Origin of the sequence: Pseudomonas sp. RV120224-01b, assembly GCF_003208145.1 — a bacterium.
In the GTDB taxonomy this organism is placed as follows: Bacteria; Pseudomonadota; Gammaproteobacteria; order Pseudomonadales; family Pseudomonadaceae; genus Aquipseudomonas; species Aquipseudomonas monteilii.
On sequence record NZ_QKMQ01000024.1, the window covers coordinates 60,601 to 76,961 of the forward strand.

Below are 16,361 nucleotides of genomic sequence, written 5' to 3' on the forward strand. Positions count from 1 at the left end.
ACATTGGAGTCCCTATGAGCAGAAAATACTTTGGTACCGACGGCATTCGTGGCCGCGTCGGCGAATACCCGATCACGCCTGACTTCATGCTGAAGCTGGGTTGGGCGGCCGGCATGGCCTTCCGCAAGCAAGGCCATTGCCGGGTGTTGGTGGGCAAGGACACGCGTATCTCCGGCTACATGTTCGAGTCTGCACTCGAAGCCGGCCTGGCCGCGGCAGGTGCCGACGTCATGCTGCTGGGGCCAATGCCTACGCCGGCCATCGCCTATCTGACGCGCACGTTCCATGCCCAGGCTGGCATTGTCATCAGTGCCTCGCACAACCCGCATGAAGACAACGGCATCAAGTTCTTCTCCGGTCAGGGCACCAAGCTGCCGGACGAAGTCGAGCTGATGATCGAAGAGCTGCTCGACCAGCCGATGACCGTGGTCGACTCGGGCAAGCTGGGCAAGGTTTCGCGCATCAACGACGCTGCCGGCCGTTATATCGAGTTCTGCAAGAGCAGTGTACCCACGGGTACTGGCTTTGAAGGCCTCAAGCTGGTGGTCGATTGCGCCCACGGTGCCACCTACAAGGTTGCGCCGAGCGTGTTCCGTGAGTTGGGCGCCGACGTGACCGTGCTGCATGCACAGCCGGATGGCCTGAACATCAACGAAGGTTGCGGCTCGACCCACATCGAATCGCTGCAGGCTGCCGTATTGGTAGGCCATGCCGACCTTGGTATTGCCTTCGACGGTGACGGCGATCGCGTGCTGATGGTCGACCACACCGGCGCCATCGTCGATGGTGACGAGTTGCTGTTCATCATCGCCCGGGATCTGCACGACCGCGGCAAGCTGCAGGGCGGGGTAGTGGGTACGCTGATGAGCAACCTGGGTCTGGAGCTGGCGCTGAAGGACCTGGATATCCCGTTCGTGCGGGCCAAGGTCGGTGACCGTTACGTCATGGCCGAGCTGCTTGAGCGTGAGTGGCTGGTCGGTGGCGAAAACTCCGGCCACGTCGTGTGCTGCAACCACACCACTACTGGTGATGCGATCATCGCCGCGCTGCAGGTGCTGATGGCGCTCAAGCGCCGTGGCGAAACCCTTGCCCAGGCCCGCCAGGCCCTGCGCAAGTGCCCGCAGGTGCTGATCAACGTGCGCTTCGGCGCCAGCAAGGTCGACCCGCTGGAGCACCCGGCCGTCAAGGAAGCCAGTGCCAAGGTGACCGAGGCGTTGGCTGGCCGTGGCCGTGTGCTGTTGCGCAAATCCGGTACCGAGCCACTGGTTCGGGTCATGGTCGAGGGCGAGGACGAAAACCAGGTGCGTATGCACGCTGAAGCGCTGGCCAAACTGGTCGGCGAAGTTTGTGTCTGAAGGCGCTTGCCAGCGCAGATCTGGTTGGGTAAGATCTGCGCCCACTTTGACCGACGAGGTAAAGCATGCGTCGCCCTATGGTAGCTGGTAACTGGAAGATGCACGGTACCCGCGCTAGCGTCGCTGAGCTGACCGAAGGCTTGAGTAATCTCGCCTTGCCGAGCGGAGTGGAAGTCGCGGTATTTCCACCGGCCTTGTTCATCAATCAAGTGATCGATGGCCTGGCAGGTAAAGAAATTACTGTTGGCGCACAGAATTCTGCTGTACAGCCCGAACAGGGTGCGCTGACCGGGGAAGTTGCTCCCGAGCAGCTGGTTGAAGCGGGTTGCAAGTTGGTGTTGATTGGTCATTCGGAGCGTCGCCAGATCATTGGTGAAACCGACGAAGTGCTCAATCGCAAGTTTGCAGCAGCGCAGGCCAAAGGTTTGAAGCCAGTGCTTTGCATCGGGGAAACCCTTGAAGAGCGCGAGGCTGGCAAGACGCTTGAAGTTGTCGGGCGTCAACTAAGCAGTATCATCGAAGCATTCGGTGTTAAGGCTTTTGCCAATGCAGTAATTGCCTATGAGCCTGTATGGGCCATCGGTACTGGCCTGACGGCCACGCCACAGCAGGCCCAGGATGTGCACGCCGCCATCCGCGGCCAGCTGGCGGCAGAAGATGCTGAAGTGGCTGCGAAGGTGCAGTTGCTCTACGGCGGCAGCGTGAAGGCGGCCAATGCGGCCGAACTGTTCGGCATGCCGGATATCGATGGGGGTCTCATTGGTGGGGCTTCCCTGAACGCAGACGAATTCGGTGCAATTTGTCGCGCCGCAGGAAACTGAACAAATGCTGGAAACAGTCATCGTTGTTTTTCATCTGTTGGCAGCGCTGTCGCTAGTAGTGCTGGTTCTGTTGCAACAGGGTAAAGGTGCTGAAGCAGGTGCATCTTTCGGCGCGGGTGCCTCAAACACCGTGTTCGGAAGCCAGGGCTCTGCAACGTTCCTAAGTAAATTAACTGCTATACTCGCTGCCACTTTCTTTTTGACAGCACTTGGGTTAGGATACTTCGCGAAGCAACAAGCTCACCAGCTTAGCCAAGCAGGTCTTCCAGATCCAGCAGTGCTAGAAGTGAAAGAGCCGCAGAAACCGGCAGTTAATGATGATGTACCGGTGCTCCAGCAGCAGAAGAGCGAAACCACCAGCAACTCGGGTGATGTACCTCCTCCGGCGCAAGAGCAGAAGTAACGGGTTTCAAGTAGTAGTATTGCCGAGGTGGTGGAATTGGTAGACACGCAACCTTGAGGTGGTTGTGCCCATAGGGTGTAGGGGTTCGAGTCCCCTTCTCGGTACCAATTAAAGCTTGAGAGCCCGCTTTAGCGGGCTTTCTTGCAGGTGAAGGTTCTGATTTGACCCTCAACAGGGTTCGGTCTTATACTTTTGCCCCAGCTTTGTCGCGGGGTGGAGCAGCTTGGTAGCTCGTCGGGCTCATAACCCGAAGGTCGTTGGTTCAAATCCAGCCCCCGCAACCAGCTTCAGCGGAGCCCCTTTTCAGGGGCTTTTTGCTAACCGAACAGTTTTCGGCGTCGTTGTCCAACGGCGCTTTCAGGGATGGGCGCTTCGCCCATTTTTTATTTGCACAGCATGCACGAGGGGGTTCAGGTGTCGAGCAAGCTAGAACAGTTGCAGGCCTTGTTGGCCCCGGTTGTCGAGGGTCTGGGCTATCAGTGCTGGGGGATCGAGTTCGTTTCCCAGGGTAAGCATTCGGTACTGCGCATCTACATCGACAAGGAAGGTGGCATCCTGGTGGACGACTGCGAAGCGGTCAGCCGTCAGGCCAGCGCAATCCTCGATGTGGAAGATCCAATCAGCAGTGAGTACACCCTCGAGGTGTCTTCTCCAGGCATGGATCGCCCACTGTTCACTCTGGAACAGTTTGCCTCGCATGCCGGCGAACAAGTGAAGATCAAGCTGCGCTCACCCTTCGAGGGTCGTCGTAACTTCCAGGGCCTTCTCCGCGGTGTGGAGGAGCAGGACGTGGTGGTCCAGGTGGACAACCAGGAGTTCCTGTTGCCGATCGACTCGATCGACAAGGCCAATATTATTCCCAGTTTTGACTGAGACGTGCCGGGCCCGGTGAACTGTCCGGGCCCAATGGCTTGCGCAAGGCGAGGCGTACGATGAGCAAAGAAGTACTGCTGGTTGTTGAATCGGTATCCAACGAAAAAGGTGTACCGCCCGGCGTCATTTTCGAAGCGCTGGAAGTGGCTCTGGCCACTGCAACCAAAAAACGTTTTGAAGACGAAGTCGACCTGCGTGTGGAAATCAACCGCCACACCGGTAGCTACGAGACTTTCCGTCGCTGGACCGTGGTCGACGAAGCCGATCTTGATGATCCGGCAATCGAGACCTGGCTGGACAAGATCAAGGACACCCACCCTGAAGCCAAGGTCGGTGACGTGATCGAAGAGAAGATCGAGTCCATCGAGTTCGGTCGTATCGCCGCCCAGACCGCCAAGCAGGTCATCGTGCAGAAGGTCCGTGAGGCCGAGCGTGCGCAGGTGGTCGATGCCTACCGTGAGCGCGTTGGCGAGATCATCTCCGGCACCGTCAAAAAGGTTACCCGCGACAACGTTATCGTTGACCTGGGCAACAACGCCGAGGCCCTGCTGGCCCGCGAAGACATCATTCCGCGCGAAACCTTCCGTGTTGGCGTGCGCCTGCGTGCGCTGCTCAAGGAAATTCGCACCGAAAACCGTGGCCCACAGCTGATCCTGTCGCGCACCGCGCCGCAGATGCTGATCGAGCTTTTCCGCATTGAAGTGCCGGAAATTGCCGAGGGCCTGATCGAAGTCATGGCTGCTTCCCGTGATCCGGGTTCGCGAGCCAAGATCGCCGTCCGCTCCAAGGACAAGCGCATCGACCCGCAAGGCGCCTGTATCGGCATGCGTGGTTCGCGCGTCCAGGCCGTATCCGGGGAGCTGGGTGGTGAGCGTGTGGATATCGTCCTGTGGGACGATAACCCGGCGCAGTTCGTCATCAACGCCATGTCGCCGGCTGAAGTCGCGGCGATCATCGTTGATGAAGATGCCCATGCCATGGACATCGCCGTCGCCGAGGACAACCTGGCCCAGGCCATTGGCCGTGGCGGTCAGAACGTTCGTTTGGCCAGTCAGCTGACCGGCTGGACCCTGAACGTGATGACCGAGAAGGACATCCAGGCCAAGCAACAGGCCGAAACCGGTGACATCCTGCGCAACTTCATCGATGAGCTGGAAGTCGACGAGGAGCTGGCCCAAGTGCTGGTCGACGAAGGCTTCACCAGCCTCGAAGAAATTGCCTACGTACCGTTGGAAGAAATGCTCAACATCGATGGCTTTGACGAAGATATCGTCAATGAGCTCCGCGCTCGAGCCAAGGACCGTTTGTTGACCAAGGCCATCGCTACCGAAGAAAAACTGGCAGACGCCCACCCGGCCGAAGACCTGCTCTCCCTCGAGGGCATGGACAAGGACCTGGCGGCTGAACTGGCGGTGCGCGGCGTGGTTAACCGCGAAGACCTGGCCGAGCAGTCGATCGACGATCTGCTCGACATCGACGGCATCGACGAAGAGCGTGCCGGCAAGTTGATCATGGCCGCCCGAGCCCATTGGTTCGAGTAATTAGGCGCGGCCTGAGGAGAGAAGTGCATGACGCAAGTCACGGTGAAAGAACTGGCCCAAGAGGTCGAGGCACCGGTAGAGCGCCTGCTGCAGCAGATGCGTGAGGCAGGTCTGCCGCACACCGACGCCGGTCAGGTAGTGACCGACAATGAGAAGCAGACCCTGCTGACTCATTTGAAGAGCAGCCACAAGAGCAAGGCGGAAGAGCCGCGCAAGATTACCTTGCAGCGCAAAACCACCAGCACGCTGCGTGTCGCCGGTAGCAAGAGCATCAGCGTAGAAGTACGCAAGAAGAAAGTATTCGTGCAGCGCAGCCCGGAAGAAATCCAGGCTGAGCAGAAGCGTGAGCTGGATGAGCGCCGCGCGGCTGAAAATGCCGCTCGCGACAAGGTCGAGGCCGAAGTTCGCCAGCGCAACGAAGAGCAGGCTCGCCGTCAGGCCGCCGAAGCTGCTGCATCCGCACCTGCGCCAGCCGCCAAGCCTGAGCCGGCGCCTGCCGCTGCTCCGGCCCCGGTAGTCGCCGACGCCCCGGCGTCCGAAGACGCCGCAGCCCGTGCTGCCGAGCGCAAGAAGGACGAAGCCCGTCGCAACGAAGGCCGTACCCGTGACGAAGACCGTCGTGGCGGCGAGCGTCGTGGCGAAGCCCCGCGCGTGTCGATCAAGGTCAAGGTCAAGGAGAAGGAAAAGGCTCCGACTCCACGTGCCGCACCGCGCACCACCGATGAAGAAAGCGATGGCGTACGCCGTGGCCGCGGTGGCAAGAGCAAGCTGAAGAAGCGCAACCAGCACGGCTTCCAGAACCCGACTGGCCCCATCATCCGTGATGTGACCATCGGCGAGACCATCACGGTCTCTGAACTGGCCAACCAGATGTCCGTCAAGGGCGCTGAAGTCGTCAAGTTCATGTTCAAGCTGGGCACCCCGGTTACCATCAACCAGGTGCTCGACCAGGAAACCGCTCAGCTGATCGCAGAAGAGCTGGGCCACAAGGTCACCCTGGTCAGCGATACCGCACTGGAAGACTCCCTGGCCGAATCGCTCAAGTTCGAAGGCCAGACCGAGTCGCGTGCACCGGTCGTTACCGTCATGGGTCACGTTGACCACGGTAAGACCTCGCTGCTCGACTACATCCGTCGTGCCAAGGTGGCTGCTGGCGAAGCCGGTGGTATTACCCAGCACATCGGTGCGTACCACGTGGAAACCGACCGTGGCATGGTCACCTTCCTCGACACCCCTGGCCACGCCGCGTTTACCGCCATGCGTGCCCGTGGTGCCAAGGCCACCGACATCGTCATCCTGGTGGTGGCGGCGGACGACGGCGTGATGCCGCAAACCCGCGAAGCGGTTCAGCATGCCAAGGCAGCTGGCGTTCCGCTGGTGGTTGCAGTGAACAAGATCGACAAGCCGGGTGCCGACCTCGATCGCATCCGCAACGAGCTGGCCGTCGAAGGCGTTACCTCCGAGGACTGGGGTGGTGACACGCCGTTCGTCAAGGTTTCGGCCAAGATGGGTACCGGTGTCGACGAGCTGCTCGAAGCCGTGCTGCTGCAGGCCGAGATTCTCGAACTGACCGCTACCCCGACCGCTCCAGGTCGTGGCGTGGTCGTTGAATCGCGCCTGGACAAGGGCCGTGGCCCGGTGGCGACCATCCTGGTTCAGGACGGTACCCTGCGTCAGGGCGACATGGTCCTGTGCGGTTCCAACTATGGCCGCGTGCGCGCCATGCTCGACGAGAACGGCAAGCCTGTGAAGGAAGCCGGCCCGTCGATCCCGGTCGAAATCCTCGGCCTGGACGGTACTCCGGAAGCCGGTGACGAGCTGTCCGTGGTTGCCGACGAGAAGAAAGCCCGCGAAGTTGCCCTGTTCCGTCAAGGCAAGTACCGCGAGGTCAAGCTGGCCCGTGCTCACGCCGGCAAGCTGGAAAACATCTTCGAGACCATGGGTCAGGAAGAGAAGAAGACCCTCAACATCGTCCTCAAGACCGACGTGCGTGGTTCCCTGGAAGCACTGCAGGGCTCGCTCGGCAGCCTGGGTAACGACGAAGTTCAGGTGCGCGTGATTGGTGGCGGCGTCGGTGGTATCACCGAAAGCGACGCCAACCTGGCGCTGGCTTCGAATGCAGTACTGTTCGGCTTCAACGTGCGTGCCGATGCCGGCGCCCGCAAGATCGTCGAGCAGGAAGGTCTGGATATGCGTTACTACAACGTGATCTACGACATCATCGAAGACGTCAAGAAGGCCCTGACCGGTATGCTGGGCAGCGATGTTCGCGAGAACATCCTGGGCGTTGCCGAAGTACGTGACGTGTTCCGTTCGCCGAAGTTCGGCGCCATCGCTGGCTGTATGGTCATCGAGGGTACCGTGTACCGCAACCGTCCGATCCGCGTACTGCGCGAAGACGTTGTGATCTTCGAAGGCGAGCTGGAATCGCTGCGTCGCTTCAAGGACGATGCCTCCGAAGTGCGTAACGGCATGGAGTGCGGTATTGGCGTCAAGAGCTACAACGACGTCAAGGTCGGCGACAAGATCGAAGTCTTCGAGAAAGTCCAGGTTGCTCGTACCCTCTAAGGGTGAGCTGGCTGCAAACCGCTTCTCTACGCGGCGGTTTTCAGCACCTCTACAGGTAGCGCCCGGTCAGGCATTGGTCTGACCGGGCGTTTGCCGCTTTAAGTTACAGGTAACAAGAATGGCCAAAGAATATAGCCGTACCCAACGTATTGGCGATCAGATGCAGCGCGAGCTGGCCGAGCTGATCCGTCGCGAAGTCAAAGACCCGCGTGTTGGCCTGGTGACCATCACCGCCGTGGACGTCAGCCGTGACCTGGGCCATGCCAAGGTGTTCATCACCGTCATGGGCGAGGAAACGCCAGATGCCGTGCAGCAGTCGCTGAAGGCGTTGAACAGCGCTGCCAGCTTCCTGCGTTTGCACCTGGGCCGCTCGATGCAGCTGCGCAGCGTGCCGCAACTGCACTTCCACTTCGATGAAAGCGTCAGCCGCGGTGTGCACCTGTCGGCGCTGATCGAACGTGCAGTGGCCGAAGACCGCATGCACAAGGAAGCCGACGAGCCGGACACCAAGGAGTAAGCGGTGGCCCAGGTCAAACGTATCCGCCGCAATGTCAGCGGCATCATCCTGCTCGACAAGCCGCTGGGTTTCACCTCCAATGCCGCCCTGCAAAAGGTGCGCTGGCTGCTCAATGCGGAAAAGGCCGGCCACACCGGTAGCCTCGACCCGCTGGCAACCGGCGTGCTGCCGCTGTGCTTCGGTGAAGCGACCAAGTTTTCGCAGTACCTGCTCGATTCCGACAAGGGCTACGAAACCGTCATGCAGATGGGGCAGACTACCAACACCGGCGATGCCGAAGGTGAGGTGCTGCAGACCCGCGACGTGACCGTTGGTCGCGCCGACATCGAGGCGCTGTTGCCGCGTTTTCGTGGCCAGATCAGCCAGATACCGCCGATGTACTCGGCGCTCAAGCGTGACGGCCAGCCACTGTATAAGCTGGCTCGTGCAGGAGAGGTAGTGGAGCGCGAGGCGCGTTCTGTTACTATTAACCGCTTGGAGTTGCTCGAGTGCGAAGGCACCCGTGCACGGTTGAGCGTAGGATGCAGCAAAGGCACCTATATCCGCACCCTGGTGGAGGATATTGGCGAGGCCCTTGGCTGCGGCGCCTATGTTGCCGAGCTGCGCAGGACCCAGGCCGGGCCTTTCGCGCTGGCACAGACGGTCACCCTCGAGGAACTCGAACAGGCCCATGCCGAAGGTGGCAACGAAGCGCTCGATCGCTTCCTGATGCCATCGGACAGCGGCCTGCAGGACTGGCCTTTGGTGTGCCTGTCCGAACACAGTGCGTTCTACTGGCTGCATGGGCAGGCGGTACGCGCACCGGACGCGCCACAATTTGGCATGGTCCGGGTACAGGATCACAATGCGCGCTTCATCGGTATCGGTGAAGTGAGCGAAGACGGGCGCATTGCGCCGCGTCGGCTGATTCGGTCGGAATGACCGAAACCGGGGGGCCAGGCAGTAGCCGAACCCCGCGGCATCAAGGGTGGCTGTCAGTAGGCACGGTCACACCTTTTTTATTAATACGGGGATTTGTCCCTGGCCTATTGGACCCCGCTTGCGGGATCCGTTATCAGGAGAAGCCAAATGGCCCTCAGCGTTGAAGAAAAAGCTCAGATCGTTGCCGAATACCAGCAAGCCGCCGGCGATACCGGTAGCCCGGAAGTGCAGGTTGCTCTGCTGACCGCCAACATCAACAAGCTGCAAGGCCACTTCAAGGCCAACGATAAAGACCACCACTCCCGTCGTGGTCTGATCCGTATGGTCAACCAGCGTCGTAAGCTGCTGGACTACCTGAAGGGCAAAGACACCACTCGTTACAGCGCCCTGATCGGTCGCCTGGGCCTGCGTCGCTAATAGCGGCCTGGTCAGTGGTGTGCATGGCGTGTCGCAGGCTTCGGCAGGGCTGTTTTGCAGCGCTGCCGTTGGACACGCCACGCGTATCTCCGAGGTTGGCAGCCTGGCAATGCTGAGCGGTTTTTCCGCTTGGTGCCAGGCTCCCAGCCTCGTGTTGTATCTGGACGGTCAATGGGGCCGATTCCCCGTTCTGCCCAAGAATTCGCAAGAAACCAGTTCCCCCAAGAGCCACTGAAAAAGGTAGGAAACCGTGAACCCGGTAATCAAGACTTTCCAGTTCGGTCAATCGACCGTTACTCTCGAAACGGGCCGTATTGCCCGTCAGGCAACCGGCGCTGTGCTGGTTACCGTCGACAACGACGTCACCGTGCTGGTGACTGTGGTAGGCGCCAAACAGGCTGATCCAGGCAAGGGCTTCTTCCCGCTGTCGGTTCACTACCAGGAAAAGACCTACGCCGCCGGCAAGATCCCGGGTGGCTTCTTCAAGCGTGAAGGCCGTCCTTCCGAGAAAGAGACCCTGACCTCGCGCCTGATCGACCGTCCGATCCGTCCGCTGTTCCCGGAAGGCTTCATGAACGAAGTGCAGGTCGTCTGCACCGTGGTTTCCACCAGCAAGAAGACCGACCCGGACATCGCCGCGATGATCGGTACTTCGGCTGCCCTGGCCATCTCCGGCATTCCGTTCGAAGGCCCGATCGGCGCTGCTCGCGTTGCCTTCCACGAAAGCACCGGCTACCTGCTGAACCCGACTTACGAGCAACTGGCTGCTTCGAGCCTGGACATGGTCGTAGCCGGTACTTCCGACGCCGTACTGATGGTTGAATCGGAAGCTCAAGAGCTGACCGAAGACCAGATGCTGGGTGCCGTACTGTTCGCCCACGACGAATTCCAGGCCGTTATCCAGGCTGTCAAGGAACTGGCTGCCGAAGCTGGCAAGCCGACCTGGGACTGGAAACCAGCCGTTGCCAACACCGAGCTGTTCAACGCCATCCGCGCCGAGTTCGGCGAAGCGGTTTCGCAGGGCTACACCATCACCGTCAAGGCTGACCGCTACGCGCGCCTGGGCGAGCTGCGTGACCAGGCTGTTGCCAAGTTCTCGGGTGAAGAAGGCCAGCCTTCGGCCTCCGAAGTCAAAGATATCTTCGGCGAAATCGAATACCGCACCGTTCGCGAAAACATCGTAAACGGCAAGCCACGTATCGACGGCCGCGACACCAAGACTGTTCGCCCGCTGAACATCGAAGTAGGCGTGCTGCCGAAAACTCACGGTTCGGCACTGTTCACCCGTGGCGAAACCCAGGCTCTGGTCGTTGCGACCCTGGGTACTGCCCGTGACGCCCAGCTGCTGGACACCCTCGAAGGCGAGAAGAAAGACCCCTTCATGCTGCACTACAACTTCCCACCGTTCTCGGTAGGTGAGTGTGGCCGCATGGGCGGTGCTGGCCGTCGCGAAATCGGCCACGGCCGTCTGGCCCGTCGTTCGGTCCAGGCCATGCTGCCGGCCGCCGACGTGTTCCCGTACACCATCCGCGTGGTTTCGGAAATCACCGAATCCAACGGTTCCAGCTCCATGGCTTCGGTCTGCGGTGCTTCCCTGGCCCTGATGGACGCTGGTGTGCCGATGAAGGCGCCAGTTGCCGGTATCGCCATGGGCCTGGTCAAGGAAGGCGACAAGTTCGCGGTCCTGACCGACATCCTCGGTGACGAAGACCACCTGGGCGACATGGACTTCAAGGTAGCCGGTACCGCCAAAGGCGTCACCGCGCTGCAGATGGACATCAAGATCAACGGCATCACCGAAGAGATCATGGAAATCGCCCTGGGCCAGGCCCTGGAAGCGCGCCTGAACATCCTCGGTCAGATGAACCAGATCATTGGTCAGTCGCGTACCGAGCTGTCGGCCAACGCCCCGACCATGATCGCGATGAAGATCGACACCGACAAGATCCGTGACGTCATCGGTAAAGGCGGCGCCACCATTCGCGCCATCTGTGAAGAGACCAAGGCTTCGATCGATATCGAAGACGATGGCTCGATCAAGATCTTCGGCGAAACCAAGGAAGCTGCAGATGCTGCCAAGCAGCGCATCCTGGGCATCACCGCCGAGGCCGAAATCGGCAAGATCTACGTCGGCAAGGTTGAGCGTATCGTCGACTTCGGCGCCTTCGTCAACATCCTGCCTGGCAAGGACGGCCTGGTGCACATCTCCATGCTGAGCGATGCTCGCGTCGAGAAAGTCACCGACATCCTGAAAGAAGGCCAGGAAGTTGAAGTACTGGTACTGGACGTGGACAACCGCGGCCGTATCAAGCTGTCGATCAAGGACGTTGCCGCGGCCAAGGCCTCGGGCGTCTAAGCGACTGCCACGCAACAGGAAAAGGGCCCTTCGGGGCCCTTTTTTCATGGGCTGCGGGAACCTTTTGCGGACTTGCATCTTGCATGCAGGTTTACCGTGCAGATTGCAAAATGCACGACACTGAAAGTGATGTCTTTTTGCTAACTGATTGATTTAAAAGGGTTAATTTTAGGCGATAAAGCTGGCACAGCACATGCAACTACCTTCATACCTGCCGCCAGGACATACGGCGCAGACCTTTCGATAAACAGGAGTGACCCACATGAAGAAGTTCGCCATTGCTGCCGCTACTGCTACCGCTCTGACCCTGACCATGGCTAACGCGGCATTCGCCCAACAGTCCACCCAGGCCCCCATGACGCTGGCGGCCGGTGAGGTGACCAAAGCCAAGGAAGCTACCTCTGATACCTGGATCACCACCAAGGTCAAGGCTGACCTGATGACCGAGAAAGGCGTGCCAGGCAGTGACATCAAAGTCGAGACCAATAAAGGTGTCGTGTCGCTGTCGTCCGAAGTGGCCATTACCGATGCACAGAAAGAGATGGCAGTCGCCATCGCCAAGAAGATCAAAGGCGTCCAGGCCGTTTCGGCTGATGGCCTGAAGTCCGAATAAGGGATGTCCCGTCGGCCAAACGGATTTGGCCACCGCCACCGAAGCCCTGGCCTGTGCCGGGGCTTTGCTTTTGCGCTCAGTAGCCCGGGTTGAGGGCGATTACATCGCTTTCGAAGCATTCCTGCTCGACGATCAGCGGCTCTACCAGTGGGCGGCTGTCGCGAAAGTGTGCGGTCTGGGTATGCGCTTCATAGTCGGCATCATCGCGGTAGATTTCGTACAGGTAGATTACCTCCGGATCGAGTCGGTCCTGCGACACATCGAATACCAGGCAGCCTGGCTCGTTGGTGACAGAAGCTGCGGCATTGACCTTGATCGCTGTCAGGAAATCCTCGGCGCAACCGGGCTTCACACGGGTCTTGATAAACAGGCTATACACAAGTCGCTCCTTTTGTTTTAAATTCACTAGTGAATTGTATACAAAAATGGAGTCTCGCCAATGTCCGAATTGCCTGCACGCCCCGGCCGCCTGAATGGCTTGCGCCATATCGCCTTGCTGGTACCCAACCTGGAAGAGTGCGAACGCTTTTATGTCGATGTGCTGGGTATGGAGGTGTTGAACCGTGCCAACGAAGACCTGGTGTACCTCACCTGTGGCAACGACAACCTTTCGTTGGGGCGTGGGGCAGGGGCGGCCAACGGGCTGCAGACCCTGGACCATTACGGGTTCATTGTGGACAGCGTGGAGGAGCTGGAGGCGTGGTACCAGTACTTCAAGGCCCACGGTGTGACGCTGCTGGACCGGCCGTTCAACCACGGTGACGGGGCGCGTAGCTTCCACCTGCTGGACCCGGCGGGGAACAAGGTGCAGCCGCTGTATCACCCGGCAGTGTCGGGGCAGCGGCTGGTCTGATAGTTGGCAGGGCGCCGCCTTTTTGTGGGAGCGGCCTTGTGTCGCGAAAGGGCCGCAAAGCGGCCCCAAGGAAATGCGCACCAAAGCTGAATCCTGGGGCCGCTGCGCGGCCCTTTCGCGACACAAGGCCGCTCCCACAAATGCGCGCCTAGGTCAAATGCTTATTCAGCATCCAGATGCATCGGCGTCACCACCCGCCCATCGCTTTCAGGCTGCCCCAGGCTGGTATCGATGAAGTACACCCGGTCATCTTCCAGCTTGCCCTTGTCCACCAGGTAATCCTTGATACTGCTGGCCCGCTCCTGGCCCAGCGTGCGCAGCAAGGCGCTGCTCTCGGCCCACGACTTGATCACTGCCTCGCGCAGCTTGGCGGTACGTTCGTCGCGGCCCAGTTGCTCCCATTCGGCAGGTGGCTGCTGCTTCAGGCGAGTGCGGTAAATGCCTTCGAGCATTGCCGGTTTGTCGCTGTCGTCCACCACCAGCATCGAGGCATTGGCCGGCACCTTGTCGCCCCGGCGCTGCAGGATCTTGTACCAGGTGGCCTGGTACTCACGCTCCAGGCGCTGCTGGGCGATCAGCGGGCCATCGCTGGCCTGGGCGCTGGTGCCTTCGATTTCCAGGCGCAGTTCCGGGCGTTCTTTCAGCGCGGATGCCAGCTTGTCCAGGGACGACTGGGCGTCGCCACTGAGCTCGCTGGACCCAGGGGCGAAAGCCACGTTGCCCAGGTCTTCCGAGCCACCGCCGGTAATCAGCCCGCCGATGAACTTGAACGGCGCCTGTGCCGCGCGCAGTACCAGGTTGCGCAGGGTTTGCCAGACGATCGGCATCACACTGAACTGCGGGTTGTTGAGGTCGCCAGACACTGGCAGCTCGATCGAAATCTTGCCCTCGGTATCTTTCAGCAACGCCACCGCAAGGCGAATAGGCAGGTCGACTGCGTCTGGGCTGTCGACTTTTTCGCCCAGCTGCAGTTGCTCCACCACCACCTTGTTCTCGGCCTTGAGCTGGCCGTTGGTAATCAGGTAGTGCAGGTCGAGGTTGAGCCGGCCTTTGCGAATGCGAAAGCCCGCGAACTTGCCGGAGTAGGGCGTGAGGGTGGTCAGTTCGACGCGCTTGAAGCTGGTGGCGATATCCAGGCTGGCCAGCGGGTTGAACGGGTTGAGTGCGCCCTTGATGGTGACCGGTGCGTAGCGGTCGACCTTGCCCTTCACGTCGACCTTGGCCGGCACCGGCTTGCGGTTGTCGATGGTGCCGATCTGGCCATTGAGCTGCTGAATGGCCGTGGCGAAGTTGGGGGTGAGGGAGAGGTCGGCGAAGTTGGCCGAGCCGTCGTTGATGTCGATCTGGCCGATGTGGATACCCAGCGGCTTGTCGCTGCTGGCGGCGGCCGGCTTGGCCTGGCTTTTCGCCGGGGTGCCAGCCGGTTGCGGGATCAACAGGTCATTGACGTTGGTGGTGCGGTCTTCGTTGATGATGAAGCGTGCATAGGGTTGCAGCAGGGTTACCTTGTCGATCGACAAGGCATCGCCGTGTACATAAGACAAGCCATCGACGTTCACCTGCTGCCACTTGACGAAGTCGCGGCTCTTGATGGTGTCGAGGGTGTGCAGCTGGTTCACCTGGGCCTTGCCCGTGATATTGAAGGCCAGCGGTGCGGTGTTCTTCAGGTCGACCTTGAGGTCGCTGGAGAGCATGCCACTGCGCAATTCCAGCAGAATGAACGGGCTGATATAGGCCTGTGCTACGCGCAGGTCGATATCGCGGGTGCTTACGTCCAGCTTGGCCCATATCGGCGCCAGGTTGACCTGGCCGGCCGCCTGCAGCTTGCCTTGTTTGCCTACGCCCGTATCGAGCTTGAGCGTGAAGGGCGACTGGTTGAGGCTGTCGAAGCCTTGCAGGTCGGCGTTGAGCGGGCCGATGTCCAAGGCTACCGGTTCTTTCTGGCTGCGGTCTGCCAGGTGCACCAGGTAGTTGCGCAATTGCACGTCCTTGAGCAGCACTTGCCAGGGCTTGCTCGGCTCTTTGGCGGCTTGCTGCTCAGGTGTCGGCTCGGCGGCAGCCGGCTCTGCCTTTTCCTTCGGCGTGGCTTTGGCAGGCTGGCTGGCAAACAGCTTTTGCCAATCGAGCTGGCCGTCCTTTTCCAGCGCAGCCCAGGTTTCGAGTTTCTCGCTGCGGATTTTGCCTACGGTGACCTGCTGCTTGACCAGGTCAACGGAGGTTTCGCTCACCTCAAGGCTGGCCAGGCGTGCCAAGGGGCGGCCATCCGGGGCCTTGATGGCGAACGGCGCAATGCGCACGGAGGCGTTTTCCAGCAACAGCTCGGTCTGTTTGGCGAGGTTGAGCTTGTAGTGCGTGTCGAGGCTGACCACGCCGTCTTCCAGCACCAGTGGCACAGCATCACGTACGTACGGCCAGAAGGCCTTCATTTTGCCTTCCGTGATCTTCAGCGTGCCTTCAGAGGCGATCGGTGACAGGCTCAGGGTCCCGTTCCAATCAATGCGCCCGCCATTGGGGCCGTTGGCCACCAGGGTCATGTCGGCACTGTCGTCGGGCAAGGTGCTGAGGTTTTTCAGCTCCAGATTCATGTTGTCGTAGAGGAACTCGATCGGCTCGCTGGGGCGCAAGTCCTCGAAATGCAGGTAGCCGTCGATGAGCTTGATGCTACCGATGCGCAGCGGAAACGGATCGCTGGGTGGCTCGTCAGGTTTGGCTTCGCTGGCGGGCAGCTTGAACAGGCCGGTCAGGTTAAGGCTACCGTCCTTGGCAAACAGCACCTCGTTACGCGGTTTGTCGAGCTCGACGGCTTCCAGGTGCAGGGCTTTGGTCCACAGGCTGTCGAGCGAGAGGTTGGCATACAGCCGCTCGAACCCGACCTGTTCCTTGCCGGGCTCGCCGATCTGCAGGCCCCACAATGTCAGCTCCAGGCTGAAGGGGTTGAGTTCGATCCGTTCGAGGTGGGCCGGCACCGTCGCGTACTGGGCCAACTGCTGGTTGGCGATGCGCAGTGCCACACCGGGAAGAATGAGAAAGCCGAGCAGGCTATAGAGGGCCACAAGGGCCAAGATTGCGCCAGCGGCGCGAGTCAATCCTTTGTACATGTGTCGCTTCGTCTGTCTAAGCAGG

Annotated in this window: 14 protein-coding genes and 2 tRNA genes; 14 read left to right on the forward strand and 2 right to left on the reverse strand. The window is 60.3% G+C overall.

Features of this window, described 5'->3' with window-relative positions; genetic code table 11:
* Positions 1-14: 14 nt before the first annotated feature.
* From glmM to N436_RS26900, 13 genes are all read left to right on the forward strand, one after another.
* Entirely contained in the window at positions 15-1,355 is a 1,341-nt protein-coding gene (gene glmM / locus N436_RS26835; protein WP_110742385.1) for a phosphoglucosamine mutase, read from the forward strand.
* A gap of 65 nt (positions 1,356-1,420) precedes the next feature.
* Positions 1,421-2,176 carry a triose-phosphate isomerase gene (gene tpiA, locus N436_RS26840; protein WP_086977100.1) on the forward strand — a complete coding sequence of 252 codons (756 nt, stop codon included), beginning with the start codon at positions 1,421-1,423 and terminating at the stop codon, positions 2,174-2,176.
* Positions 2,177-2,180: 4 nt separating this feature from the next.
* Positions 2,181-2,579, forward strand: coding sequence for a preprotein translocase subunit SecG (gene secG, locus N436_RS26845; protein ID WP_016712084.1), 399 nt, complete (start codon positions 2,181-2,183; stop codon positions 2,577-2,579).
* A 21-nt stretch (positions 2,580-2,600) separates the two neighbouring features.
* A tRNA-Leu gene (locus N436_RS26850) sits at positions 2,601-2,686 on the forward strand.
* Between the two features lie 100 nt (positions 2,687-2,786).
* Positions 2,787-2,863, forward strand: a tRNA-Met gene (locus N436_RS26855).
* A 130-nt stretch (positions 2,864-2,993) separates the two neighbouring features.
* Positions 2,994-3,452 carry a ribosome maturation factor RimP gene (rimP, locus tag N436_RS26860; RefSeq protein WP_009685348.1) on the forward strand — a complete coding sequence of 153 codons (459 nt, stop codon included), beginning with the start codon at positions 2,994-2,996 and terminating at the stop codon, positions 3,450-3,452.
* 59 nt (positions 3,453-3,511) lie between these two features.
* Positions 3,512-4,993 (forward strand): transcription termination factor NusA, encoded by a 1,482-nt coding sequence (gene nusA, locus N436_RS26865; RefSeq protein WP_009685349.1) that lies wholly within the window; start codon positions 3,512-3,514, stop codon positions 4,991-4,993.
* Between the two features lie 27 nt (positions 4,994-5,020).
* Positions 5,021-7,561, forward strand: a complete 2,541-nt coding sequence (infB, locus tag N436_RS26870) for a translation initiation factor IF-2 (protein WP_060498442.1) — start codon at positions 5,021-5,023, stop codon at positions 7,559-7,561.
* Between the two features lie 118 nt (positions 7,562-7,679).
* Entirely contained in the window at positions 7,680-8,078 is a 399-nt protein-coding gene (gene rbfA / locus N436_RS26875) for a 30S ribosome-binding factor RbfA (protein ID WP_009685351.1), read from the forward strand.
* A gap of 3 nt (positions 8,079-8,081) precedes the next feature.
* Positions 8,082-8,999: a tRNA pseudouridine(55) synthase TruB gene (gene truB, locus N436_RS26880; protein ID WP_016712081.1), complete on the forward strand. Its 918-nt coding sequence runs from the start codon at positions 8,082-8,084 to the stop codon at positions 8,997-8,999.
* A gap of 147 nt (positions 9,000-9,146) precedes the next feature.
* Positions 9,147-9,416 carry a 30S ribosomal protein S15 gene (gene rpsO / locus N436_RS26885; RefSeq protein ID WP_003249971.1) on the forward strand — a complete coding sequence of 90 codons (270 nt, stop codon included), beginning with the start codon at positions 9,147-9,149 and terminating at the stop codon, positions 9,414-9,416.
* Between the two features lie 250 nt (positions 9,417-9,666).
* Positions 9,667-11,772: a polyribonucleotide nucleotidyltransferase gene (pnp, locus tag N436_RS26895; protein WP_014859357.1), complete on the forward strand. Its 2,106-nt coding sequence runs from the start codon at positions 9,667-9,669 to the stop codon at positions 11,770-11,772.
* 262 nt (positions 11,773-12,034) lie between these two features.
* On the forward strand, positions 12,035-12,385 hold the full coding sequence (locus N436_RS26900; protein WP_105948687.1) for a BON domain-containing protein: 351 nt from the start codon (positions 12,035-12,037) through the stop codon (positions 12,383-12,385).
* A gap of 76 nt (positions 12,386-12,461) precedes the next feature.
* Here N436_RS26900 and N436_RS26905 read toward each other — a convergent pair whose 3' ends face one another.
* Positions 12,462-12,764 carry a putative quinol monooxygenase gene (locus tag N436_RS26905; RefSeq protein WP_110742386.1) on the reverse strand — a complete coding sequence of 101 codons (303 nt, stop codon included), beginning with the start codon at positions 12,762-12,764 and terminating at the stop codon, positions 12,462-12,464.
* 60 nt (positions 12,765-12,824) lie between these two features.
* On the opposite strand from N436_RS26905, the gene N436_RS26910 reads away from it, so the two are divergent.
* The gene (locus tag N436_RS26910; protein ID WP_010955354.1) at positions 12,825-13,238 is read left to right on the forward strand and encodes a VOC family protein; all 414 of its coding nucleotides are present in this window, start codon (positions 12,825-12,827) and stop codon (positions 13,236-13,238) included.
* Between the two features lie 161 nt (positions 13,239-13,399).
* Here the strand turns inward: N436_RS26910 and N436_RS26915 are convergent, their stop codons facing one another.
* Positions 13,400-16,336 (reverse strand): DUF748 domain-containing protein, encoded by a 2,937-nt coding sequence (locus N436_RS26915; RefSeq protein ID WP_110742387.1) that lies wholly within the window; start codon positions 16,334-16,336, stop codon positions 13,400-13,402.
* Positions 16,337-16,361: the final 25 nt, after the last annotated feature.